Annotated in this window: 23 protein-coding genes; 10 read left to right on the forward strand and 13 right to left on the reverse strand. The window is 64.2% G+C overall.

The window, feature by feature from the left end:
- Positions 1-130: 130 nt before the first annotated feature.
- From H3H39_RS15905 to tyrS, 4 genes are all read right to left on the reverse strand, one after another.
- Complete coding sequence (locus tag H3H39_RS15905) at positions 131-778, reverse strand: histidine phosphatase family protein (RefSeq protein WP_182154360.1); 648 nt, start codon at positions 776-778, stop codon at positions 131-133.
- A 6-nt stretch (positions 779-784) separates the two neighbouring features.
- On the reverse strand, positions 785-1,444 hold the full coding sequence (locus tag H3H39_RS15910; RefSeq protein ID WP_182154361.1) for a YbhB/YbcL family Raf kinase inhibitor-like protein: 660 nt from the start codon (positions 1,442-1,444) through the stop codon (positions 785-787).
- A 194-nt stretch (positions 1,445-1,638) separates the two neighbouring features.
- Entirely contained in the window at positions 1,639-2,085 is a 447-nt protein-coding gene (gene dtd / locus H3H39_RS15915; RefSeq protein WP_182154362.1) for a D-aminoacyl-tRNA deacylase, read from the reverse strand.
- On the reverse strand, positions 2,082-3,338 hold the full coding sequence (gene tyrS, locus H3H39_RS15920; RefSeq protein WP_182154363.1) for a tyrosine--tRNA ligase: 1,257 nt from the start codon (positions 3,336-3,338) through the stop codon (positions 2,082-2,084). Before tyrS ends, dtd begins: the two co-directional genes overlap by 4 nt.
- 156 nt (positions 3,339-3,494) lie before the next feature.
- Here tyrS and H3H39_RS15925 point away from each other — a divergent pair, with 156 nt between their 5' ends.
- Together H3H39_RS15925 and H3H39_RS15930 are read left to right on the forward strand one after the other, a co-directional pair.
- Positions 3,495-4,877 (forward strand): M23 family metallopeptidase, encoded by a 1,383-nt coding sequence (locus tag H3H39_RS15925; protein WP_182154364.1) that lies wholly within the window; start codon positions 3,495-3,497, stop codon positions 4,875-4,877.
- 278 nt (positions 4,878-5,155) lie between these two features.
- Positions 5,156-6,253 carry an anhydro-N-acetylmuramic acid kinase gene (locus H3H39_RS15930; protein ID WP_182154365.1) on the forward strand — a complete coding sequence of 366 codons (1,098 nt, stop codon included), beginning with the start codon at positions 5,156-5,158 and terminating at the stop codon, positions 6,251-6,253.
- 131 nt (positions 6,254-6,384) lie between these two features.
- Here the strand turns inward: H3H39_RS15930 and erpA are convergent, their stop codons facing one another.
- The 5 genes from erpA to rplM form a co-directional block, all read right to left on the reverse strand.
- Positions 6,385-6,747, reverse strand: coding sequence for an iron-sulfur cluster insertion protein ErpA (erpA, locus tag H3H39_RS15935; protein WP_182154366.1), 363 nt, complete (start codon positions 6,745-6,747; stop codon positions 6,385-6,387).
- Positions 6,748-6,778: 31 nt separating this feature from the next.
- Positions 6,779-7,195 carry a bactofilin family protein gene (locus tag H3H39_RS15940; protein WP_182154367.1) on the reverse strand — a complete coding sequence of 139 codons (417 nt, stop codon included), beginning with the start codon at positions 7,193-7,195 and terminating at the stop codon, positions 6,779-6,781.
- 105 nt (positions 7,196-7,300) lie between these two features.
- Positions 7,301-8,332: an N-acetyl-gamma-glutamyl-phosphate reductase gene (argC, locus tag H3H39_RS15945; protein ID WP_182154368.1), complete on the reverse strand. Its 1,032-nt coding sequence runs from the start codon at positions 8,330-8,332 to the stop codon at positions 7,301-7,303.
- A gap of 160 nt (positions 8,333-8,492) precedes the next feature.
- Positions 8,493-8,885 carry a 30S ribosomal protein S9 gene (gene rpsI, locus H3H39_RS15950; protein WP_008445137.1) on the reverse strand — a complete coding sequence of 131 codons (393 nt, stop codon included), beginning with the start codon at positions 8,883-8,885 and terminating at the stop codon, positions 8,493-8,495.
- Between the two features lie 9 nt (positions 8,886-8,894).
- The gene (rplM, locus tag H3H39_RS15955) at positions 8,895-9,323 is read right to left on the reverse strand and encodes a 50S ribosomal protein L13 (RefSeq protein WP_179675979.1); all 429 of its coding nucleotides are present in this window, start codon (positions 9,321-9,323) and stop codon (positions 8,895-8,897) included.
- A 221-nt stretch (positions 9,324-9,544) separates the two neighbouring features.
- Here rplM and H3H39_RS15960 point away from each other — a divergent pair, with 221 nt between their 5' ends.
- Positions 9,545-9,970, forward strand: coding sequence for an OsmC family protein (locus H3H39_RS15960; RefSeq protein ID WP_182154369.1), 426 nt, complete (start codon positions 9,545-9,547; stop codon positions 9,968-9,970).
- A 1-nt stretch (position 9,971) separates the two neighbouring features.
- Here H3H39_RS15960 and coq7 read toward each other — a convergent pair whose 3' ends face one another.
- Entirely contained in the window at positions 9,972-10,616 is a 645-nt protein-coding gene (gene coq7 / locus H3H39_RS15965) for a 2-polyprenyl-3-methyl-6-methoxy-1,4-benzoquinone monooxygenase (RefSeq protein ID WP_182154370.1), read from the reverse strand.
- A gap of 73 nt (positions 10,617-10,689) precedes the next feature.
- Positions 10,690-11,121: a hypothetical protein gene (locus H3H39_RS15970; protein WP_182154371.1), complete on the reverse strand. Its 432-nt coding sequence runs from the start codon at positions 11,119-11,121 to the stop codon at positions 10,690-10,692.
- Between the two features lie 93 nt (positions 11,122-11,214).
- Here H3H39_RS15970 and H3H39_RS15975 point away from each other — a divergent pair, with 93 nt between their 5' ends.
- From H3H39_RS15975 to H3H39_RS15990, 4 genes are all read left to right on the forward strand, one after another.
- Positions 11,215-12,015 (forward strand): ABC transporter ATP-binding protein, encoded by an 801-nt coding sequence (locus tag H3H39_RS15975; RefSeq protein WP_182154372.1) that lies wholly within the window; start codon positions 11,215-11,217, stop codon positions 12,013-12,015.
- Positions 11,997-13,193 carry an ABC transporter permease gene (locus tag H3H39_RS15980; protein WP_182154373.1) on the forward strand — a complete coding sequence of 399 codons (1,197 nt, stop codon included), beginning with the start codon at positions 11,997-11,999 and terminating at the stop codon, positions 13,191-13,193. The genes H3H39_RS15975 and H3H39_RS15980 overlap by 19 nt, the downstream gene beginning before the upstream one ends.
- Before the next feature lie 234 nt (positions 13,194-13,427).
- On the forward strand, positions 13,428-14,321 hold the full coding sequence (locus tag H3H39_RS15985) for an ABC transporter ATP-binding protein (RefSeq protein WP_182154374.1): 894 nt from the start codon (positions 13,428-13,430) through the stop codon (positions 14,319-14,321).
- A 15-nt stretch (positions 14,322-14,336) separates the two neighbouring features.
- On the forward strand, positions 14,337-17,912 hold the full coding sequence (locus H3H39_RS15990; RefSeq protein WP_182154375.1) for an ABC transporter permease/M1 family aminopeptidase: 3,576 nt from the start codon (positions 14,337-14,339) through the stop codon (positions 17,910-17,912).
- 35 nt (positions 17,913-17,947) lie between these two features.
- Here the strand turns inward: H3H39_RS15990 and H3H39_RS15995 are convergent, their stop codons facing one another.
- Both H3H39_RS15995 and H3H39_RS16000 read right to left on the reverse strand, forming a co-directional pair.
- A complete protein-coding gene (locus H3H39_RS15995; RefSeq protein ID WP_182154376.1) occupies positions 17,948-18,430 on the reverse strand; it encodes a hypothetical protein in 483 nt (160 codons plus the stop codon).
- Between the two features lie 91 nt (positions 18,431-18,521).
- Positions 18,522-19,436 carry a LysR family transcriptional regulator gene (locus tag H3H39_RS16000; protein ID WP_182154377.1) on the reverse strand — a complete coding sequence of 305 codons (915 nt, stop codon included), beginning with the start codon at positions 19,434-19,436 and terminating at the stop codon, positions 18,522-18,524.
- 97 nt (positions 19,437-19,533) lie between these two features.
- Here H3H39_RS16000 and H3H39_RS16005 point away from each other — a divergent pair, with 97 nt between their 5' ends.
- The 3 genes from H3H39_RS16005 to H3H39_RS16015 all read left to right on the forward strand — a co-directional run bounded on the left by H3H39_RS16005 (position 19,534) and on the right by H3H39_RS16015 (position 22,295).
- Positions 19,534-20,568 carry an NADP-dependent oxidoreductase gene (locus tag H3H39_RS16005; protein ID WP_229218071.1) on the forward strand — a complete coding sequence of 345 codons (1,035 nt, stop codon included), beginning with the start codon at positions 19,534-19,536 and terminating at the stop codon, positions 20,566-20,568.
- A 90-nt stretch (positions 20,569-20,658) separates the two neighbouring features.
- Entirely contained in the window at positions 20,659-21,969 is a 1,311-nt protein-coding gene (locus tag H3H39_RS16010) for a cytochrome C (protein ID WP_182154378.1), read from the forward strand.
- Between the two features lie 50 nt (positions 21,970-22,019).
- Complete coding sequence (locus tag H3H39_RS16015) at positions 22,020-22,295, forward strand: high-potential iron-sulfur protein (RefSeq protein ID WP_229218073.1); 276 nt, start codon at positions 22,020-22,022, stop codon at positions 22,293-22,295.
- Positions 22,296-22,471: the final 176 nt, after the last annotated feature.

The following is a 22,471-nucleotide window of genomic DNA, read 5'->3' on the forward strand; positions in this document are numbered from 1 at the left end:
GAACAAGGAACCCTCTATTTTAACCGAAGGACTGCTCAATTAATAAGCACTATTTTTCAACAGAACTATCGTCCAGGCGCTTGACAGCTGCGAATAAATCTTTCCTATATGGAAGAATTAGTACGTGCGTTCAGTTCAATTCATCGAGCGCGTCCAGGCTCAGGTGGTCCACCTCGCCCCAGCTGGCCAGGGTCAGCTTGCCGTCGGCCAGGGTGAAACGGTTGACGCTGGCATTCTTGACCTGGAAGTCGCGCGGACTGTCGAGCGTCATGCCGACCGCTTGCCGGTAGGCGCATTCGAGCACGCCGCCGTGGGCCACCACGGCGATGGTCTGGCCCGGATGGCGTTCGGCCCAGTGGGCGATGCCGTCGATGACGCGGCGGTAGAACTGGCGGAAGCTCTCCGCCGGGCGGGCACCGGCCGGCATCACGGCATCCACGTCGCGCGCTTGCCACAAAGCATATTCCTGCGGGTAGCGCTCGGCGATCTCGGCATACAACATGCCTTCGAACACGCCGTAGCAACGTTCGCGCAGGCCGGGGTCGGTATGCACCGGCATGCCGTGCTGGCTGGCCACCGCATGGGCCGTCTGCACGGCGCGTTCCAGGTCGCTGGCGATGATGGCGTCCAGCCGCTCGCCAGCCAGGGCGCGGCCCAGTGCTTCCGCCTGGCGCTGGCCTTCCTCGTTCAGGGCGATGTCGGTATGGCCCTGCAGGCGGCGCGCGGCGTTCCAGGCCGTTTCGCCGTGGCGAATCAGCAGAATAGTTGTCTGTTTCATGCGTTCTTATTTGTGAGGGGGCACCAGCGCGGGGTTGAGCGTATAGGTGCCGATCAATTGTGCTTCATCAATAATATGGCCGTGGATGGCGGCACTGGCTTGCGGGCCCGTGAAGCGTCCCTCCAGCGCCAGCCTCGGCACATCGAGCGCATAGATGCGGAAGATGTAATGGTGCAGACGCAAGTCGTTCCACGGCGGACAGGGGCCATCATACCCGTAATAGTCGCCGGCCATGTCCGGATCGGCCGCGAACCAGCCCGTATAATCGTTGATGCCTTGGCGCGGCGCATGGTCGGCGCCGTCGGCCGTCAGCGCCACGCCGGGGCCGGGCTTGCCGTGCGCCACCACGCCCGATGCCAGCGCGCCCTCGTGCAGCGCGCGCACCGTGGGCGGCAGATCGATCAGGGTCCAGTGGAAAAAGTCGCCCCGCGCCAATTCGGCCGGCAGCGTGCGGCCTTCGATGTTGACGTGACTGCCATCCTGGGGCGCATCGCCGTCGATGCAGAACAGCACCAGCGACTCGGTGCCGGCCGGCACCTCGTCCCAGGCCAGGTGGGGATGGCGGTTGTCCGACAGGCGCACCCGGCCGATGGGATCGATAGCCGCGAACGCGCAGCCGGCGGGGATGGCGCCGCCATCGCGGAAAGTCTCGCTCCACAGTCTCATCGCATCCCCCGCTCCGCTCTATATACTCTGGCCAGATTGACGTGCCGCTTTGCGCGCACGCAAACATCTTAGAGGTTGTTTCAAAATGACCGTGGCAAGGCGTGGCGACGAAGACAGTGCACCTGCACGGCGAGGCGGCTGCGCCGCGAGGCGCAGCGAAAACGACGCCACGGGCTTTTTGAAACGACCTCTCACTATTTGGCGCAAGTTTGCAGCCAGAACGTCACCGGACCGTCGTTCGTCAGCGACACTTGCATGTCGGCGCCGAACTGGCCGGTGGCGACCACCGGATGGCGCACGCGGGCCTGGGCCACGAAATGGTCGAACAGGCGCCGCCCATCCTCCGGGCTGGCGGCCGGCGTGAACGAGGGCCGGCTGCCGGACTTGGTGTCGGCCGCCAGCGTGAACTGGGGCACCAGCAGCAAGCCGCCGGCCACGTCCGTCACGCTCAGGTTCATCTTGCCCGCCGCGTCGGCGAACACGCGGTAGGCGAGCAGCTTGGTCAGCAGCGCGTCCGCTTCCCGTTCCGTGTCGCCCCGTTCGGCACACACCAGCACCATCAGGCCGGCGTCGATGGCGCCGATCACGGCGCCCGCCACCACCACGTTGGCGCGCGTGACCCGTTGCAGCAGTGCGATCATGCGCTCAGCGTGACGCGCGCGAACTTGCGCTTGCCCACTTGCAGCACGAAGGTACCGGCTTCGATCTTGACGGCTTTATCGCTGATCACGGCGCCATCGACCCGCACACCGCCCTGGTCGACCATGCGCATCGCTTCCGACGTCGAAGGGCACAGGCCGGCCTGCTTGAGCAGTTGGGCGATACCCACCGGCGCGCCGGCCAGCGCCACTTCCGGCACGTCGTCCGGAATGCCGCCCTTGGAACGGTTGACGAAGTCGGCCAGTGCTTCCTCGGCCGCCTGCTGCGAGTGGAAACGGGTCACGATTTCCTGCGCCAGCGCCACTTTGGCGTCGCGCGGGTTCTTGCCATCGGCCACTTCCTGTTTCAGCTGGGCCAGTTCGGCCAGCGAACGGAACGACAGCAGCTCGTAGTAGCGCCACATCATCACGTCGGAAATGCTCATCAGCTTGGCGAACATGGTGTTGCCCGGTTCCGTGATGCCGATGTAGTTGTTCTTGGATTTGGACATTTTGTCGACGCCGTCCAGCCCTTCCAGCAGCGGCATGGTCAGGATGCATTGCTGTTCCTGGTCGTAATCCTTCTGCAGTTCACGGCCCACCAGCAGGTTGAACTTCTGGTCGGTGCCGCCCAGCTCCAGGTCAGCCTTCAGCGCCACGGAATCGTAACCTTGCATCAGCGGATAAAGGAACTCATGGACCGCAATCGGAGTCCCACTCTTGAACCGTTTGCTGAAATCGTCGCGTTCCATCATGCGCGCCACCGTGTAGCGCGAGGCCAGCTGGATCATGCCGCGCGCGCCCAGCGGATCGCACCACTCGGAGTTGTAGCGGATTTCCGTGCGCGCGGGGTCCAGCACCAGCGATGCCTGCTTGAAATAGGTCATCGCGTTCTGCTCGACCTGCTCGCGGGTCAGCGGTGGACGGGTGACGTTGCGGCCGGACGGGTCGCCGATCATGGAGGTGAAATCGCCGATCAGGAAGATCACCTGATGGCCCAGGTCCTGCAACTGGCGCATCTTGTTGAGCACCACGGTGTGGCCCAAGTGCAAGTCGGGCGCCGTTGGGTCCAGGCCCAGCTTGACGCGCAGCGGCACGCCGCTTTGCTCGGAACGCGCCAGCTTTTGCGCGAACTCACTTTCGACCAGCAGCTCGTCGACACCGCGCTTGGTGATGGCAAGGGCTTCCTGGACGCGGTCGGACAACGGCAGGACGGGGGCGGGTGCCTTTTTAGGCGATGCAGACGAGGTATCCATATGTTTGTAAACGATTTTCCGAAAAAAGTAGGCTGGCTCAGGAGTTTGTTATAATGCTCGATCCCATCAATCTTGCCGTATGAAAACGAACCGAATAAACAATAAGAAAAATTAAACGTTCCTGAATAGTTCAAGCGGCAAATTTTAACTGATTGCATGAACCCTACAAACAAATTCACAAGCTCACGCTTGTTCACACTGCTAGGATCGACGCGCAAGGCACGCATCATCAGCGCCTCCGCACTGTTTCTGGCAGTGTGCGCGTTCGGTGCGGCCGGCGTCGCGCCGCTGGCACCGGATGCTTCGGATTTGCCCGTCAAGTCGGTGTCCGAAGAACTGGCCCTGCCCAACCTGTCCACGCAGATCGCCGCACTGGAACAGCAGCAGACCAGCGAGCACTACATCCATGAGGAAAAAGTACGGGCCGGCGACACGCTGGCCGCGCTGCTGAACCGCCTCGGTGTGGACGACGAAGCGGCCGAAACCTTCATCAAGAAGGACAAAGTGGCGCGCGGCGTGATGCAGCTGACCACCGGCAAGCGCGTGCAAGCCCAGACCGACGACGAAGGCAACCTGCAGTGGTTGCAGGCGACCGTGGTCGACGGCAAAGACGTGCCCGTCAAGAATATCTCCATCACCCGCAAGGGCGACGGTTTCGTGGCCAAGGAAGAAGCGGCCAAGCTGGAACGTCGCATCGAGATGCACGCGCGCACCATCAGCTCGACCCTGTACGCGGCCACCGATTCCAGCGAGGACGGCGCCAAGCTGCCCGACTCCATCGTCAAGCAGATCATCGAGATGTTCTCGACCAACATCGACTTCCGTGGCGACCTGAAGCGGGGCGACCATTTCAACGTGGTCTATGAAACGTTCTGGCAGAACGGCGAGTTCGTGCGCGCGGGCCGCATCCTGGCCGGCGAATTCACCAACCACGGCACCACCTACCAGTCGGTCTGGTTCGAAGATCCGCAAACCAAACAAGGCGGCGGCTACTTCAGCTTCGACGGTAAATCGCTCAAGAAAGCCTTCCTGAAATCGCCAGTTGAATTCAGCCGTATCTCGTCCGGTTTCGCCATGCGCGTGCACCCGATCTCGGGCCAGTGGAAACAGCACAAGGGTATCGACTTCCCTGCGGCCACCGGCACCCCGATCCGCGCCGCCGGCGATGGCGTGGTCGATTTCGAAGGCACCCAGAACGGCTACGGCAACGTGATCGTGCTCAAGCACTGGGCCAACTACACCACCGCGTACGCGCACATGAGCCGTTTCGCATCGGGCATCAAGAAGGGCAGCAAAGTCAGCCAGGGTGACGTGATCGGTTACGTGGGCACCACCGGCTGGTCCACGGGCGCCCACCTGCACTACGAATTCCGCGTGGGCGGCGAAGCCAAGGACCCATCGAAGATGAACGTGCAAGCCCAGGCTCCGCTGACGGCGGCCGAAATGGCCCGCTTCAAGACCTACGCCGCCGACATGTCGCACCGCTTCGCGCTGCTGCAACCGGTCGGTTCCGGCAGCACCCGGGTGGCGGCCAAGTAAGGCCAGCCCGCAGCAACAGGAAAACAGGCCCGCGCGGCCTGTTTTTTTTCGCCTGCCTGGCATGGCGATAGTTCGCACAGGAACGCAGGCAGTCAGGCAAAATACAACCTTTGAAAACACCGGGGGTCAGTGCCAACCATCGTGCACGAGCTCAAACCCCGGGGGTCAGTTCCGGCATTCGCGCCCCCGGGGGTCAGTTCCGGCATTCGGACATGAGTTCGTGTCCGAATGCCGGAACTGACCCCGCTCTTTGACCCCACTCTTGCAAGGATCGCTACATGGCTCTGTATATCGGCCTCATGTCCGGCACCAGCCTCGACGGCGTCGATGGCGCCTTGGCCGACTTCGACGGCGCGGCCGTCCGCACCTTGGCCGCCGCCTACCTGCCCTTCGCGCCCGAATTGCGGGCTGAACTGATGGCGCTGCAATCGGCCGGCCATAATGAAATCGAACGTGAGGCGCTGGCCGCCAATCAACTGGCCGCCTGCTACGCCCGCTGCGCGGCGGACCTGCTGGCGCAAGCCAGCCTGGCGCCGTCGGCCGTGCGGGCCGTGGCCGTGCACGGCCAGACCATCCGCCACCGCCCGGAGCTGGGCTTTACCCGTCAGACCAACAATCCGGCCCTGCTGGCCGAACTGTGCGGTATCGACGTGATCGCCGACTTCCGCAGCCGCGACATCGCGGCCGGCGGCCAGGGCGCGCCGCTGGTGCCCGCCTTCCACCAGGCCCTGTTCGGCTTGCCTGGACAGGCGCGCGTGGTGGCCAACATCGGCGGCATTTCGAATATCAGCGTGCTGCATGGCGATGGCCGCGTGACCGGTTTCGATACCGGCCCCGGCAACGTGCTGATGGATGGCTGGATCGCCCGCCACCACGGCAAGCCGTATGATGCGGACGGCGCCTGGGCCGCCAGCGGCACCGTCATCCCCCCACTGCTGCAAGCCATGCTGGCCGCGCCCTACTTCGCCCTGCCGGCCCCCAAGAGCACGGGGCGCGACCTGTTCCACCTGGACTGGCTGGACGCCCATCTGGCATCTTTCCCTGGCGCGGCCCCGGCCGACGTGCAGGCCACGCTGACGCAACTGACGGCGATGACCCTGGCGCAGGCGATCGAGCGCTACACCGCGCAAGCGGACGCCGTCTATGTGTGCGGCGGCGGCGCCTGCAATGGCACCCTGCTGGGCATGCTGGCGACGGCGCTGGGCCGTAAAATGAAAGTGGCATCAACCGATGCGCTGGGCGTGGCGCCGAACCGGGTCGAAGCGCTGGCGTTCGCCTGGCTGGGTTACCGGTTCACGGAGCGGCTGGCGGGCAATCTGCCGGCCGTCACCGGCGCCGCGGGGGAGCGGGTGCTGGGCGCACTGTACCCGCACTGAGGCGGCGGCCGCGTGCCGCCGGGCTGGCGGTCGCGGGCGCACAAATAACAACGGCGGAGCAGCTTGCGCTGTCCGCCGTGGATGCGAGAACGCCACAGCCGCGCTGGCGGCTGTGCGCTCGGGGTCGAAACTCAGGCCGAGAACGAGGAACCGCAGCCGCAGGTCGAGCTGGCGGTCGGGTTCTTGATCACGAACTGGGCACCTTCCAGGTCATCCTTGTAGTCGATCTCCGCGCCCACCAGGTACTGGTAGCTCATGGAGTCGATCAGCAGCGTGACGCCGTTCTTGACCATGGTGGTGTCGTCTTCGTTGATGATCTCATCGAACGTGAAGCCGTATTGGAAACCGGAACAGCCGCCACCTTGCACGAAGACGCGCAGTTTCAGGTCGGGATTGCCCTCTTCCTCGATCAACTGGGCGACCTTCTCAGCCGCGCTATCGGTAAAGTTGATAGGCGACGGGATTACATCTTGCGCTTCAGCAACAGCATTCATATCACACTCCTACGTAAAATCATTCCGGACATTATAGACCTTTGGCGCAATTTATGCTCTCCAGTACGCCAATTGCCGTACCCTGGACCGCCACGCCAGCCTCGTCCCGCAGAGCCAGCTGGCCCAGCACCTGGGCGCCGCCGTGCATTTCCAGCACTTTGTAATACACATCCCCTACGATACGGGCTTTCGGCTGAATTTCAAGCCTTTCCGCAACGTGAACGGCGCCGCGTATCTCACCGTTGACGATCAGGTGATCACAGCGTACCTCGCCATCGATGCAGCCATGCTCGGACACCACCAGATAACTGCCGTGGCCCGGTTCCGCGCACACGCTGCCCACCACCTTGCCCTCGATGCGCAAGCCGCCCCGGAACAGCAAATGCCCATCGATCCGGGTGGCCGGACCGATCAGGCTTTCCATCGGATTACGGGCTTTGGCGAACATGGCACTCCCCGAAAACGCCGGCGGCACAGACCGACATGCCTGACTATGCCCAAGTTTGGCGCCGTCCGCCTTGATCTGCCTCGCCGTTTTCCGAAACCGCGTGCTTTACGGCAGCAACGCGACCTGGTTCAGGCCCGTGCCTTCCTCCAGGCCAAACATCAGATTCATGCACTGCACGGCCTGGCCCGATGCGCCCTTGACCAGATTGTCCTGCACCACCAGCACGATCACCGTGTTGCCATTGCGGTGCAGCGCCAGGCGCAGCATGTTGGAACCGCGCGTGGAGCGGGTTTCCGGATGGGAACCGAACGGCATCACGTCCACGAATGGCGCATCCGCATATTGTGCTTCGAACAAGGCTTGCAATTCCTCGTTGCTGATGTCGCGCGTGAGGCGCGCGTACAGCGTGGAATGCATGCCGCGGATCATAGGCACCAGATGCGGGGTGAAGATCAGATTGACGGGCTGGGCCGTGAAGTTTTGCAGCTGCGCCACGGTTTCCGGCGTGTGGCGGTGGCCGGCCACGCCATAGGCCTTGAAGTTGTCGCTGGACTCAGAGAACAGCGTGGCGATCTCGGCTTTGCGGCCGGCGCCGGACACGCCGGACTTGCAGTCGGCGATCAGGCCACCCGCGTCCACCAGGTCCGCCTTGAGCAGCGGGTAGAAGCCCAGTTGCATGGTGGTCGGGTAGCAGCCGGGATTGGCGATCAACTTGGCGCCCTGGATGGCGTCGCGGTTCAGCTCGACCAGGCCATACACGGCCTGCTCCAGCAGTTCCGGGCAGGTGTGGGGAATCTTGTACCACTGTTCGAACGTGGCCTGGTCCTTCAGGCGGAAGTCGGCCGCCAGGTCGATCACTTTCACGCCGGCCGCCAGCAATGCCGGCGCCTGGGCCATGGCCACGCCGTGCGGGGTGGCGAAGAACACCACGTCGCACTGGGTCAGGTCGGCCTTGTCGGGCGCCGAGAACGCCAGGTTCACGCGGCCGCGCAGCGAGGGGAACATGTCGGCCACGGGCAAGCCGTCTTCCTTGCGCGAGGTAATGGCCGTCAGCTGCACATCGGGGTGAACCGCCAACAGACGCAGCAATTCCACTCCCGTGTATCCGGTGCCGCCGACGATGCCAACTTTGATCATGTTCTTTCCTTGAAAGTGAGGGGTAGGGGTGAACCTGCCATTTTATCAGGCATGGGCGGCATTCGTGCGGCGCCGCACCATAAAACAAAAAGCCGCCTGACTGACGCCGGCGGCTTTTTGAAGCAGCGCACTGCAAACAGCGCGCTGAGTAGGCGTGAAATTAACGCTTCGAGAATTGTTTTGCGCGACGTGCTTTGCGCAGACCAACTTTTTTACGTTCAACTTCACGTGCATCGCGGGTCACGAAGCCGGCGCGGGCCAGATCGCCCTTCAGGGCTGCATCGTAGTCGATCAGGGCGCGGGTGATACCGTGGCGCACTGCACCTGCCTGGCCGGACTCGCCGCCGCCGTGCACGTTGACTTTGATGTCAAAACGCTCGACGTTGCCGGTCAGTTCCAGCGGTTGACGAATAACCATCAGGCCGGTTTCGCGGGAGAAGTACTCAGCCGCTGGCTTGCCGTTGACGATGATTTGGCCAGTGCCAACTTTGATGAACACGCGAGCTACTGCACTCTTGCGACGGCCGGTGCCGTAATTGTAGTTACCGATCATGTCAGTTCCTTAGATTTCGAGTGCTTTAGGTTGCTGAGCAGCGTGCGGGTGGGTACCTTCGGCGTACACTTTCAGCTTCTTGATCATGGCGTAGCCCAGCGGACCTTTAGGCAGCATGCCCTTGACCGCTTTTTCCAGCGCACGACCTGGGAAACGCTGTTGCATTTTCAGGAAGTTGGTTTCGTAGATGCCGCCTGGGTAGCCCGAGTGACGGTAGTAGGTCTTCTCGGTGGCTTTGGTGCCGGTCACGCGCAGTTTGCCTGCGTTGATGATGACGATGAAATCGCCGGTATCGACGTGAGGAGTAAATTCTGGCTTGTGTTTGCCGCGCAGTCGGAGTGCCACTTCGCTGGCAACACGTCCGAGGACTTTGTCCGTCGCGTCAATCACGAACCAGTCGCGCTGGACTTCATGTCCTTTAGCGGAAAAAGTTTTCATGTTGACTTCCTAAATGAATTACACACGCTCATATGGTGGTTCCGCCATTGCTTCAGCGGACTCGGCCTTTTTGTTGATTCTTCCCTGAGCGAACGGAAAGCCGGCAATTATAACCGCCCATCGCGCGCCGGGTCAAGCCCCATGCGGGTTTGCGGGGCCGTGCCACGGCGGCGGGCCGGCTCCATTACAATACAGTCCAGTTTTTTTAACCGGAGAATGGCATGGAATGCAAAGTGAGCTGGAACGGCCCCTCGGGCATGAGTTTTTTGGCACAGACGGGCTCCGGCCATCTGGTCAACATGGATGGCGCACCCGAGGGCGGCGGCCACAACCTGGCACCGCGTCCGATGGAAATGGTGCTGCTGGGCACGGGCGGTTGCACCGCCTATGACGTGGTGCTGATCCTGAAAAAAGGCCGCGAAGACGTGCGCGGCTGCGAATGCACGCTGAAGGCCGAACGGGCCGACACGGAACCGAAGGTCTTTACCAAGATCAACTTCCACTTCACCGTGACCGGCAAAAACCTCAAGCCGGCCGCCGTGGAGCGCGCGATCACCCTGTCGCATGATAAATATTGCTCAGCTTCCATCATGCTGGGCAAGACGGCCGAGATCACCCACTCGTTCGAGATCGTCGAAGTCGCTTAATTTATAAGTAGTAGGCGCTGCCGGTCATGACCTTGGCCATGGCCGTCATCGCCAGCTTGACGGGCACGGGCGGCTCGATGGCGCCCAGCGCCTGAGCGGCCGCGCCGTGCGCCACTTCGTCGACCCGCATCTGTTCGACGATGGCGCGCGATTTGGCGTCCTGCGGCGGCAGCTTCTCCAGATGGCTGGCCAAATGGGCTTCCACCTGACGTTCCGTTTCCACCACAAACCCCAGGCTGCGGGCATCGCCCAGGTAAGCGGCCACCGTACCGAGCGCATACGCACCCGCGTAGAACAAGGGATTGAGCACGCTGGGCTGCGAACCCAGTTCGGCCAGGCGCTGCGCGGTCCAGGCCAGGTGATCCTCTTCTTCCCGTCCGGCCTGCTCGAATTGCACCCGCATGGCGTCGCCGTGGGCGAAACGGGCTTGCGCATCGTACAGGGCCTGGGCGCACACTTCACCCACATGGTTGACGCGCATCAAGCCCGCGCTGTGGCGCTGCTCGGCCTCGCTCAGCACGGCATCGGCCGCGTGGGCGCCCGGCGTGGGGCGTGAGGCGCTGGCCACGCCAGTGATCACACGCAGGGCCTTGTCGGCGCCCGTGATGAAACGGTCCAGGGGATGGTGGTATCGGTTCGCTGCCATGGTCATAATCGCAATCGGTCGGAAAGCGCCATTATAGGACCATCGCCGCGGAATGGCGCCCGGCGGGCGGCGCTCAGGCGTCCGCTTCCTCGCGCAACTGGCGCTGGCGCTCGATGTAGTCGGCCACCGGCCCCCGCACGTCGATGCCCGAAATGTCCTTGGCCACGCCCAGGTTCAGGCCCAGCAGGAAGGGGATGCTCTCGACCGGCACGTCCGGACAGTGCATGGCGAACGCGTCGAGGAAGCGCCGGGATTCCACCACCCGCACCACTTTCTCGCCGCTCATGAATTGCAGCACGCTGGTGATGCTGTGGCCCTTGCCGATGCTGCGATAGATGAAACGGTTGTAGGCGCGGTCGATCTGCTTGAAATCGAGCGTCTCCTTGGTCATCAAACTGGCCAGGTAACACAGGCCCGTGGCCACCCGGAAAAAGCCGGTGCCCTCGCTCTTGCTGGTGCCGCAACGGGTCACGGCCAGGATGTTGTGCTGCAGTTGCGGATTCATGGCCCAGACTATAGCAAGAGAATCCGCGCTTGTGCCTTGCGTGCCAGAATTTTTGCGTGCTACTCTACATCACCGAGTCAAAAGGGACGCCCGATGATCGAGGTCAAAGGCTTGGCCAAGCGTTTCCGCCTGCCGTCTCACAAAGGCACACCGTATCAGCTGCATGATCCGCGCGAACATGATGGCTGGTTCCATGCTGTGCGCGACGTCAGCTTCCGCTGCGCGCCCGGCGAAGTGCTGGGCCTGCTCGGCCCGAACGGCGCCGGCAAGACCACCACCCTGCGCCTGCTGTCGACCGCCCTCAAGCCCGACGCCGGCAGCGTCATGGCCAACGGCGAGGACTTGCTGGCCGACCCGCTGACCGCGCGCCAGCGTATCGGCTTCCTGTCCGGCACCACCGGCCTCTATGGCCGCCTGACGGCGCGCGAGAACATCGAATATTTCGGCCGCCTGCACGGCATGAGCCCGCCCTATCTTCAGCGCCGCTGCGACGAATTGTTCGAGCTGCTGCAAATGCATGAATTCGGCAACAAGCGGGCCGACCAGCTGTCCACCGGCATGAAGCAGAAATGCGCGATCGCCCGCACCGTCGTGCACGAGCCGCAGATTGTCATCCTGGACGAACCGACCACGGGGCTGGACGTGATGTCGTCCAAGATCCTGCTCGACTTCATCGCCAGCTACAAGGCGCTGCACATCCCGCTGATCTTTTCCACCCACCACCTGCACGAGGTGGAAAAGCTGTGCGACCGGGTCTGCATCATCAACCACGGCAAGACGGCGTTCCACGGCACCACCGAGGAATTGCGCCACCTGGGCGGCAGCGCCGACCTGTACGACGCCTTTATCTGCGTCATCAACCACGGGGGCGCGCCATGTGGACCATCTACCTGAAGGAAATGCTGGAGCTGATACGGGACCGCAAGACCTTCATCTTCACCGTCTTCATCCCCATCTTCGCCATGCCGCTGATCTTCACCGGCTTTGGTTACCTGTCGTCCTCCATGTTCCGCCACGCCAACACGGCGGAAATGACCTACAGCATCTTCGGGCAGCAGAACGCCCCCCAGCTGAGCGCCCGCTTCGCCCGCGAAAAGGGCTTCCGCGAAGTGAAGCTGGCCGGGCCGGACGAGATCAAGGCGGCCATCGCGGACGACCGCATCAAGTTCGCCTTGATCATCCCGGAGGGTTTTGAAACCCGCTTGGCCCACCAGCAGCAAGCGGCCGTCGCCCTGCATTACAACAACGCCACGCCCATCGACGTGACCCGCAAGCGCGTGATGACCGTGATCCACGCCCAGAACAGCGCGCTGCGCGAGCAGGCGCTGCTGGCCCTGGGCCTGAGCCAGAACCAGCTGCGCTTCGCGCTCAATCCCATCAAGCTGGAGGAGCATTCCACGGCCGACAAACGGGAACAGATGGGCGCCCTGTTCGGCGGCTTCCTGCCGTACATCCTGCTGATGGTGTGCCTGATGGCGGCCATGTACCCGGCCATCGACACCGGCGCCGGCGAGAAGGAACGGGGCACGCTGGAAACGCTGCTGCTGGCACCCGTGCCGCGTTCGGCCATCGTGGTGGCCAAGTTCCTGGTACTGTTCAGCATCGGCCTCACCTCGGCCCTGCTGATGGTGGTCAGCCTCGGTTTGCTGCTGTTCTTCTTCGGCCACGCCATCGAAGGCAACCTGGCCATGATGTTGCACGCCATCGGCGTGGCGGACCTGGCCATGGTGGCCCTGATGCTGATTCCCACCGCCGCCATCTTCGCTTCCCTCTTGCTGGCCATTTCCGTCTACGCTAAAAGCTACAAGGAGGCGGCCGGGCTGATCTCACCGCTGATCATCGTCACCATCCTGCCCACCCTCGTGGCCCTGCTGCCGGGGGTGGAAATGAACTGGTTCTGGGCCATGGTGCCGCTCACCAACGTGTCGCTGGCCATGAAGGAACTGGTCAAGGGCACCATGGATTACCGCATGTTTTCCATGATCCTGCTGTCGACCACGCTCACGGCCGGCGCCATGCTGGCCCTGTGCCGCTGGTGGTTCAACCGCGAGCAGGTACTGTTTCGCAACTGAACTTGCGCAACCGGGTTTGCGAAATTAGCCTTCCAGCAACAAGGGCCGCCGCCAACGCACCAGATGGCCGGCGTTCCAGTCCACCGTTTGCGCACTCTGGCGCATCCTTCGCGCCGCCTGTCGCAATCGCTCCCCGCGCCTGTCGCAAATTCAATACAATGCACCATGTAAAAAGTGCTTATTCGTTCTGCAATGCCGCCAACCAGCCGTTACAGAACCAGGACAGGAGTCACAATGGAATTGCGCATCAGCAACTTATCCAAGACCTACGCCAATGGCGTGGTGGCGCTGGATAATATTTCGCTCACGATCCCGGCCGGGATGTTCGGCCTGCTCGGCCCCAACGGCGCCGGCAAGTCGACCCTGATGCGCACCCTGGCCACCCTGCAGGAGTGCGACAGCGGCTCGGTGTTCTTCGGCGAATACGATGTGCTCGATGAAAAGGATGAGATCCGCCGCCTGCTGGGCTACCTGCCGCAGGACTTCGGCCTGTATCCAAAAGTGACGGCCTACGAATTGCTGGACCATTTCGCCGTGCTCAAGGGCTTGTCGCACCGGGGCCGGCGCCGCGAGGTGGTGGAAGGCCTGCTGCAGCAAACCAATCTGTACGACGTGCGCCACCAGCGCCTGGGCGGTTTTTCCGGCGGCATGCGGCAGCGTTTCGGCATCGCCCAGGCGCTCTTGGGCGACCCGCGCCTGATCATCGTCGACGAACCGACGGCCGGCCTGGACCCGCAGGAACGGGTGCGCTTCCACAACCTGCTGTCGGACATCGGCGACGACCGCACCGTGCTGCTGTCGACCCACATCGTGAGCGACGTGGCCGACCTGTGCGCCAACATGGCCATCATCAACCACGGCCACGTGCTGCTGTGCGGATCGACCCAGCAGCTGATCGAGGAGGTCAGCGACAAGATCTGGGTGCGCTTCATCGACAAGCGCGACCTGCCCTCGTTCCAGCTGCGCCATCCCGTGATCTCGTCGCGCCTGCTGTCGGGCCGCACCCTGATCCACGTCTACAGCGAGGACGATCCGGGCGACGGTTTCGAGGAAGCCATCGGCGACCTGGAGGACGTGTATTTCGCCACCATCGCCGGCCGCCACCATGCCGCCCAGCCCTGTGCGTAACGATAAGGGCCTGCCATGTTAGCCATCGCCCTGTTCGAGGCACGCCAGCGGCTCAAGCTGCTGTCGACCTGGGTTTATTTCGGCATGTTCCTGCTGCTGGCCCTGCTGTGGATGGCGGCCGCCGGCGGCGTGTTCAAGGCCGCCGTGGTGTCGTTCGGCAGCGTGGCCATCAACGCGCCGCGCTCGCTGATGATCACCGTCAGCTACCTCGGTTCGCTGGGCGTGATCGTGATGGCGGCCATGATGGGCCGCGCGGTGCAGCAGGATTTCGAATATGACATGCACCACTTCTTCTTCAGCGCGCCGATCGCCAAGCACCAGTACATGTTTGGCCGTTTCCTGGGCGCCTTCCTGAGCCTGGCCGTGATTTTCACCAGCCTGCCGCTGGGCGCCTGGCTGGGCACTTACCTGCCCGGCCTCGACGCCGAGCGGCTGGGCCATCCAGGCCCGCTGGCCTTCCTGATGCCGTATGTGAGCACCATGCTGCCCGACATCTTCATCTTCGGCGCCGTGTTCTTCATCCTGGCCGCGCTCACGCGGCGCATGCTACCGGTCTACATCAGCAGTGTCGTCATGCTGATCGGCTACATCGTCGCGCCCGACCTGGCGCGCGACCTCGACTACAAAACCCTGGCCGCCCTGATCGATCCGTTCGGCACGACGGCCATCGTCCGCCTCACCGAGTACTGGCCCATCGCCGAGCGCAACACGCGCATGGTATGGCTGGAAGGGGTGTTCCTGCTCAACCGCGCGATCTGGTGCGGCCTGGGCCTGGCGGCGCTGCTGCTCGGCTACTGGCGCTTCCACTTCATCGCCAGCGTCGACAGCGGCGCCGACCGGCGCGCCGACAAGGAAGCGGCGCCAGCGGCCGCCTCCGCCCCCACCGCGCTGCAGGAGCGGCCCGATTTCGCGGCCCGCAGCCTGGGTCTGCTGCTGGCACGCATGAGCTGGCTGAACCTGCGCGAGACGACCAAGAACATCTACTTCCTCGTCATCGTGCTGGCCGGCGTGCTGATGATGTACGCCAGCGCGATCGACCTCGGTTCCATGTTCGGCACCAACACCTACCCCGTCACCTACATGGTGCTGGACGCCGTGTCGAGCATCTTCGCGCTGTTCATGCTGATCATCACCACCTTCTACGCGGGCGAACTGGTGTGGCGCGAACGGGAAGCGCGCATGGCCCAGATGCTGGACGCCCTGCCCATCCCCAGCTGGCTGCCGCTGATGGCCAAGCTGATCGCGCTGGTGGGCTTGCAGGCGCTGCTGATGGTGGTGGTCATGCTGTGCGGCATGTCGATCCAGATATTCAAGGGCTATTTCCTGCTGGAGCCGGGCCTGTACCTGCACCAGCTGTTTTTGATCCAGCTGCCCGGCTACGCGCTGGTGGCGGTGCTGGCCATCACGCTGCAAGTACTGGTCAACCAGAAGTACCTGGGCTACTTCGCCATGATCGTGTACTACCTGGCCACCATCACGCTCAGCTCCATCGGCCTGGATCACCCGATGCTGTTGTATGGCATCACGCCCACCATCGTCTACTCGGCCCTGAACGGCTACGGCCACGCATTGGCGCGCGAATGGTGGTTCGACCTGTACTGGGGCGGCGCGGCCATCGTGCTGGTGGTGCTGTCGCTGCTGTTCTGGGCCCGCGGCACCAACGGCGAATGGCGCCAGCGCCTGCAACTGGCCCGCCACGGCCTGACGGCGCCCGTGCTGCGCACGCTGGCGGCCGGGCTGCTGGTGTTCGGCGGCGCCGGTGGCGTGCTGTTCTACAACATGCACATCGCCAACGCCTACCACTCGACCTGGGGCAAGGAGGAACAGCGGGCCCGCTACGAACGCCAGTACAAGAAATTCGCCGCCCTGCCCCAGCCCCGTATCACGGACGTCACCCTCAAGCTCGATATCGTGCCGGAACAGCGCCGGCTGCTGGCCCAGGGCCGTTACGTGCTGCGCAACCGCACCCAGCAAGCCATCGCCACCGTGCTGGTGCAGCAAGACATGATGGCAAGCATCCGCGCCATGCGCTTCAGCCAGCCCGTGCGGCCCGGTCTGCGCGATACGGAACTGGGCTTCTACAGCTACCAGCTGGCCACGCCGCTGGCCCCGGGCGCCCAACTGGCGCTGGAATTCGAGCTGGAATTCGCGCCCAAGGGCATCCTCGGCCTGGGCCAGGACACGCCGGTGGCGGCCAACGGCACCTTCTTCAACAACGACGTGCTGCCCCACATCGGCTACCAGCAGCGGGCCGAGCTGGACGACGCGCGCGACCGCCGCCGCCACGACCTGCCCCCGCGCGAGCGCATGCTGCCGCGCGACGACCCGCGCGGCCTGGCCAACAATGAAGTGAGCAACGACGCCGACTGGATCCATTTCGACGCCACCGTCAGCACCAGCGCCGACCAGACCGCCATCGCGCCGGGCACGCTGGCCAAGGAATGGCGCGCCAACGGCCGCCACTACTTCCATTACCAGATGGACCAGCCCATGCTCAATTTCTACGCCGTGCAGTCGGCCCGCTACCAGGTGCGGCGCGACTGGTGGCAGGACGTGGGCATCGAGCTGTACTACCACCCCGGCCACGAGTTCAACCTGGAGCGCATCGACCACGGCCTCAAGGACGGGCTGGACTACTGCACCCGCAACTTCGGCCCCTACCAGTTCAAGGTGCTGCGGGTGGTGGAATTCCCCCGGTTCGCCGCGTTCGCGCAATCGTTCCCGAACACCATCCCGTTCTCGGAAAGCGTGGGCTTCATCGCCAAGGTGGACGACAAGAATCCCAAGGATATCGACTACCCGTTCTATGTGAGCGCGCATGAAGTGGCGCACCAGTGGTGGGGCCATCAACTGGTGGGCGGCAACGCCCGTGGCGCCAGCGCGCTGAGCGAGACGCTGGCCGAATACTCGGCGCTGATGGTGATGCAGCAGCGCTACGGGGCCGGCAAGATGCGCCGCTTCCTGCGCTACGACCTCAACAAATACTTGCTGGGCCGGGCGCTGGAGCGCAAGAAGGAATTGCCGCTGGCCGAGAACGAAAACCAGGACTACATCCACTACAACAAGGGCAGCCTGGCCATGTATCTGCTGCAGGACCGGATCGGCGCGGCGCGCGTCAACGCCGCCTTGCGCACACTGCTGGCCGAGTACGGCAAGCGCGGCGGTCCCTACCCTGGCGTGACGGTGCTGGTGGACGCGCTGCGCCGCATCACGCCACCCGAGCATGCCTACCTGATCGACGACTTGTTCGAGCAGATCGTGCTGTACGAAAACCACGCCGTGTCGGCCACGGCGCGCAAGCTGGCCGACGGCCGCTATGAAGTGCAACTGGCCGTCAGCGCGGCCAAGGTCAAAGCCAACGAACAGGGCGCGGAGCAGGACGTGCCGCTGCATGACTGGATCGACATCGGCCTGGATGATGCGAACGGCAACCCCTTGCTGCGCCAGCGCGTGCGCATGGAGCGCAAGGACAACCGCTACACGCTGCTGGTGTCCGGCCGCCCGGCCCGCGCCGGTATCGACCCCGACAACAAGCTGATCGACCGCAAGCCGGACGACAACATGGTCAACGTGGAGATGGAAGCGCGCTAGCGGCGTGCCGGGCGAACGAGTCGAGCCCGAACCAATCAGGCCGTCGTGAACAAGGTGCTGAGCAGGCTGGAATTGACGAACGCCTGGATCACGGTGCCCGCCAGCGAGGGGTTGGATTTGAGCAAGTCGGCCCAGTTCGACGAGGCTTGCGTGGACGGCAAGTCCGCCAGCACACCGGCGCCATTGTAGATGCCGGAGGTGGACGTGGTGGTGGAGCCCGTCAGCGTGCCGATCACGCCCAGTTGCAACGCCTGTTGGGCAAGATAGCTGGTATTGCTTCCTGGCACGGGCACGCTGACGGGCTCCGCCAGGATGCCGGCCTGTTGCAGCGATTCCAGCAAGCCGCTGGGGGTGTAGACGGTAACGCCCGTCGAGCCTCCCAGCGACGCCACCACGGCTTGCTGCGCCGACAGGGCAACAGCGGCGTCGGCCAGTCCGGCACCGCCATTGGACTGCACCGGCGGCACATAAGTCTGGTAAGACGGCGAGGACGTGACGGAATTGAGCGCGATGGTCATGGCTGGCACTCCTGATACTTCACTATAGGAGGCGCGGCAAGCGGACGCAAGTGTGCGCGGGCGCGGTGGGGTCCGGCAGGTTCATTCCAGCTTACTCCACGGCAGCGGCCAGCCTGACCGCCAGTTCACGTAACCAGGCCGCGCCCCCTTCCCCGTTCCACACCAGCGCCACCTGTTCCACGCACTGATACGCGCAATCGGTCACATGGATGCGGCGCAACTGCTCGCCGGCCAGCGCGAAGTCGGGCAAATAAGCCAGCGCTTCGCCGCCGCGCACCAGCGCCAGCAGCAATTGCAGGTCATCGGCCCAGTAACGTATCTTGCGCGGTAACTGATCGTCGCGCCAGCCGTCGGCGCGGGCGCCGCGCAGCACGCCACAGAACAGGGAACGGGAGGGACAGACAAAATCATGCGCCAGCACCTCGACCGTGCTGGCGTGCAACACCGGCCCCGGCGGCCAGGCCGCCACCAGCGGATGGGTCGGCCCCGCCGCCAACTGCAAGGTGACGCTGCCCAGCGCCGTCGTCTGCCACTGCGCCGACCAGTGCGCGCCCTGGCCCGCCGTCACGCCATCTGTGACGATGGCCGCGTCCAGCTCGCCGCGCGCCAGCGCCGCCAGCGCCTCATCCTCAAACATGGCATGCAGGTGCAGCCGCGCCGCCGGATAGGGACGCAAGGCTTGCGCCAGCGCGTGGCCGTGGCGCCACAACAGGATGGCGGGGCCGCCGATCCGGCACACCACGTCGGCCTGTTCGCCCATCACGTCGCTGCGGGCCTGGTCGGCCAGCGCCAGCAGCGTCTGGGCCCGCTGCAACAATAATTGGCCATGGCCGTTCAGCGTCAATTGCCGGGCGCCCCGGTCGAACAGGGGCTTGCCCAGGTCGTCCTCCAGCCGGCGGATGGCCTTGGACACGGCCGACGGCGTCAAATGCAATTCCTCGGCCGCCGCGCCCAGCGAGGGGCTGTGGGCCGCGCGGGTGAAGATGCGCAGGTCGCTCAGGTTCATCGTTTCCTATCAGGACATGAATAGTGAATTTAAGTTGCTTTACTGGATACGATCGCCATCATACCATCGCCGTTTTCCTTCTCGCATCGCGCCCCTCATGTCCACCCTGTCCACCCTGACCCAACACCAGTGGCTGTACCGCCGCCAACCGACCGCCCACATCACGGCCGACCATTACGAATTGGTCGAACAGCCGCTCGCCACCCGGCTGGGTGAACGGGAAGTGCTGATCGAAGCGCGCTATTTCAGTGTCGATCCCTACATGCGCATTGGCCAGTCCGGCAAGCCCACCTACGATCCCGATCCGCACCCGCTGGACACGGTGCAGCAAGGCGGCGTGGTGTCGCAAGTATTGGCCTCGAACGCGGCCGGTTTCCTGCCCGGCGACTGGGTCTACAGTTACACGGGCTGGCAAAGCCATGCGCGGGTGCACGCCGGCGCCCTGACGCGGCTGGACCCGGCCCAGGCGCCCGTCACCACGGCGCTGGGCGTGCTGGGCATGCCGGGCCGCACGGCCTGGTTCGGCCTGACGGAATCGGGCCGGCCCCATGCCGGCGAGGTGGTGGTGGTATCGGGCGCGGCTGGCGCCGTCGGCTCGCTGGTGGTGCAATTTGCCAAGCGCCACGGCGCACGCGTGCTGGGCATCGCCGGCGGCCAGGCCAAGTGCGACTGGCTGCGCGACACCCTGGGCGCGGACTGGGCCATCGACTACAAGGCCCACGCCGACAGCGGCACGCTGGCGGCCGAAATCCGTGCCCTGACCGGCGGCGTGGACGTGTATTTCGACAACGTGGGCGGTATGGTGACGGACGCCGTGCTCCCCCTCATCAACCGCCGCGCCCGCATCGTGATCTGCGGCCAGATCAGCCAGTACGGCGGCGGCCTCGATACGCCGGCGCTGGGACCGCGCCTGCTGCACCACCTGCTGTACCAGCGCGCCACCATCCAGGGCATGTTGGCGCGCGACTACGTGCATCGCATGGACGAGATGGTGCGCATCGTCGCGCCCTGGGTGCAGGCCGGCCAGATCGTGTTCGAGGAAACCTTCGTCGATGGCTTCGAGCAACTGCCCAACGCGCTCAATGCCCTGTTTACGGGCGAGCACCGGGGCAAACTGCTGGTGCGGGCGTGAACCTAGGTCCGCATCGCGCTTGAACGTTGCGGCGGCGGACGGGCATCAACGGGCATCGTTCACCGTGCCGTCTCTCTGGAGGATGCCGCCATGCACACCCGTCCACGCCACCGGCCGTCCCGCCGACTCGCCCTCTGCATCGCCGCCGCGCTATGGAGTGTGATCGGCGTGGCGCAGGCCGTGCCCAGCTTCGCCCGCCAGACCGGGCTCGATTGCATGACCTGCCACCTGAGCTGGCCCGAACTGACAGCCACCGGCCGCCAGTTCAAGCTCAACGGCTACACCCTGGGCGAGCGGCTGCGTTTGCCGCTGGCGGGCATGGTGCAAGCGTCGGCCACTTCCACCGCCAACGTCGACCCGCGCGTGGCCGACAGCTTCCCCAAGGACCGGCAAGCGACGCTGCAGCAGGCCAGCGTGTTCCTGTCCGGCAAACTGGCCGACCATGTGGGCGTATTCTCCCAGTACAGCTACGACGGCGTGGAACACCACGCCAGCATCGACAACGTCGACCTGCGCTACGCCAACCACGCCGGCGAGGGTGCGGGCAAACTGGTGTACGGCTTCACGCTGCACAACAACCCCACCGTGCAGGATGTCTACAATACGGGCGCGGCCTGGGGCTTTCCCTATGCCAGCTCGCCGGTGGCGGCCGCGCCCAACGCGGCCACCGCCATCGAAAGCCTGGGCCAGCAGGTGGCGGGCCTGGGCGCCTACGCCCTGTGGCGCGACACCGTGTATGGCGAACTGAGTTTTTATCGTACGGCCGACGGCCTGTTCTCGCCGCTGCGGCTGGGCACGGACCACGCGGAGGACGCCGCCTTGAAAGGCTATGCGCCCTACTGGCGGCTGGCCCTGCAACACGACTGGGACCATGCGCGCCACGCGGCCATGGTGGGCGCCTACGGCCTGGTGCTGGACCGCTATCCCGACAGCACCGTACGCAGCGGCCCCACCGACCATTACCGCGACCTTGGCGTCGATGCCCAATACCAGTACATCACGGACCGGCACCGCGTATCGGCCCAGCTGAACTATGTGCGTGAGCGGGCCCGCATCGGCGCGGCCAGCAACGCCAGCGACGACTTGCACAGCCTGCGCGCCAAGGCCACCTATTATTTCGATAAAAAGTACGGCTTCAGCGTGGCGCGCTTCGCCACCCACGGCACGGCGGACGACGCGCTGTACAACACGGGCGAGGCCGTCAGCGGCAGCGCCGCGGGCAGTCCCAACAGCGCCGGCACCCTGTGGGAGTTCGACTACCTGCCCCGGCGCGACGTGCGGTTCATGCTGCAATACACGCGCTACAACAGGTTCAACGGCGCCGCCGTCAACTATGACGGCCAGGGCCGCAACGCGCGCGACAACAATACGCTGATGCTGATGCTGTGGCTGATGTTCTGATGCCTGAAACGTATACACGGCATACATCCAATGAGAAAGGAGCAACCATCATGGAGCGCGATCCATCATCGAGACGGCGTGCGCTGCGTGGCGCGCTGGCGCTGGCCGCGCTGGCCACTACCAGCGGACTGCTCCGGCCAGGCCTGGCGCGGGCCGGCAACGGCGCCAAATCGGACTACCAGTACCAGGATCATCCGCAGGACGGCCAGCGCTGCGCCCAGTGCGCCGCGTTCCAGCCGGCCCCGGATGGCGGTCCAGGCACTTGCCGCCTGATCAGCGGCACCATCAATCCAAACGGCTGGTGCATCGCTTTTTCGCAGCGCTGAGGGCGATTTCACGGGCAATATTCCAAGAGGGAAATGTTAAATTCAGGAAACACCCTGCCGCCGCGATGGCTTGTTTGTGTGGTGAAATGATACATGGACCGAAAAATACAGGCAGTACGGCGTCACATTGACAGCGCCCCCGATATAATGGCCGCGGCGCCAGTTGATGGCGTTCG

Origin of the sequence: Rugamonas apoptosis (genome assembly GCF_014042355.1) — a bacterium.
GTDB lineage: Bacteria > Pseudomonadota > Gammaproteobacteria > Burkholderiales > Burkholderiaceae_D > Rugamonas > Rugamonas apoptosis.

Coding starts and splice junctions, on each gene's coding strand:
- H3H39_RS15905 (WP_182154360.1), bottom strand. CDS start 778: ATGAAACAGACAACTATTCTGCTGATTCGCCACGGCGAAACGGCCTGG.
- H3H39_RS15910 (WP_182154361.1), bottom strand. CDS start 1,444: ATGAGACTGTGGAGCGAGACTTTCCGCGATGGCGGCGCCATCCCCGCC.
- dtd (WP_182154362.1), bottom strand. CDS start 2,085: ATGATCGCACTGCTGCAACGGGTCACGCGCGCCAACGTGGTGGTGGCG.
- tyrS (WP_182154363.1), bottom strand. CDS start 3,338: ATGGATACCTCGTCTGCATCGCCTAAAAAGGCACCCGCCCCCGTCCTG.
- H3H39_RS15925 (WP_182154364.1), top strand. CDS start 3,495: ATGAACCCTACAAACAAATTCACAAGCTCACGCTTGTTCACACTGCTA.
- H3H39_RS15930 (WP_182154365.1), top strand. CDS start 5,156: ATGGCTCTGTATATCGGCCTCATGTCCGGCACCAGCCTCGACGGCGTC.
- erpA (WP_182154366.1), bottom strand. CDS start 6,747: ATGAATGCTGTTGCTGAAGCGCAAGATGTAATCCCGTCGCCTATCAAC.
- H3H39_RS15940 (WP_182154367.1), bottom strand. CDS start 7,195: ATGTTCGCCAAAGCCCGTAATCCGATGGAAAGCCTGATCGGTCCGGCC.
- argC (WP_182154368.1), bottom strand. CDS start 8,332: ATGATCAAAGTTGGCATCGTCGGCGGCACCGGATACACGGGAGTGGAA.
- rpsI (WP_008445137.1), bottom strand. CDS start 8,885: ATGATCGGTAACTACAATTACGGCACCGGCCGTCGCAAGAGTGCAGTA.
- rplM (WP_179675979.1), bottom strand. CDS start 9,323: ATGAAAACTTTTTCCGCTAAAGGACATGAAGTCCAGCGCGACTGGTTC.
- H3H39_RS15960 (WP_182154369.1), top strand. CDS start 9,545: ATGGAATGCAAAGTGAGCTGGAACGGCCCCTCGGGCATGAGTTTTTTG.
- coq7 (WP_182154370.1), bottom strand. CDS start 10,616: ATGGCAGCGAACCGATACCACCATCCCCTGGACCGTTTCATCACGGGC.
- H3H39_RS15970 (WP_182154371.1), bottom strand. CDS start 11,121: ATGAATCCGCAACTGCAGCACAACATCCTGGCCGTGACCCGTTGCGGC.
- H3H39_RS15975 (WP_182154372.1), top strand. CDS start 11,215: ATGATCGAGGTCAAAGGCTTGGCCAAGCGTTTCCGCCTGCCGTCTCAC.
- H3H39_RS15980 (WP_182154373.1), top strand. CDS start 11,997: ATGTGGACCATCTACCTGAAGGAAATGCTGGAGCTGATACGGGACCGC.
- H3H39_RS15985 (WP_182154374.1), top strand. CDS start 13,428: ATGGAATTGCGCATCAGCAACTTATCCAAGACCTACGCCAATGGCGTG.
- H3H39_RS15990 (WP_182154375.1), top strand. CDS start 14,337: ATGTTAGCCATCGCCCTGTTCGAGGCACGCCAGCGGCTCAAGCTGCTG.
- H3H39_RS15995 (WP_182154376.1), bottom strand. CDS start 18,430: ATGACCATCGCGCTCAATTCCGTCACGTCCTCGCCGTCTTACCAGACT.
- H3H39_RS16000 (WP_182154377.1), bottom strand. CDS start 19,436: ATGAACCTGAGCGACCTGCGCATCTTCACCCGCGCGGCCCACAGCCCC.
- H3H39_RS16005 (WP_229218071.1), top strand. CDS start 19,534: ATGTCCACCCTGTCCACCCTGACCCAACACCAGTGGCTGTACCGCCGC.
- H3H39_RS16010 (WP_182154378.1), top strand. CDS start 20,659: ATGCACACCCGTCCACGCCACCGGCCGTCCCGCCGACTCGCCCTCTGC.
- H3H39_RS16015 (WP_229218073.1), top strand. CDS start 22,020: ATGGAGCGCGATCCATCATCGAGACGGCGTGCGCTGCGTGGCGCGCTG.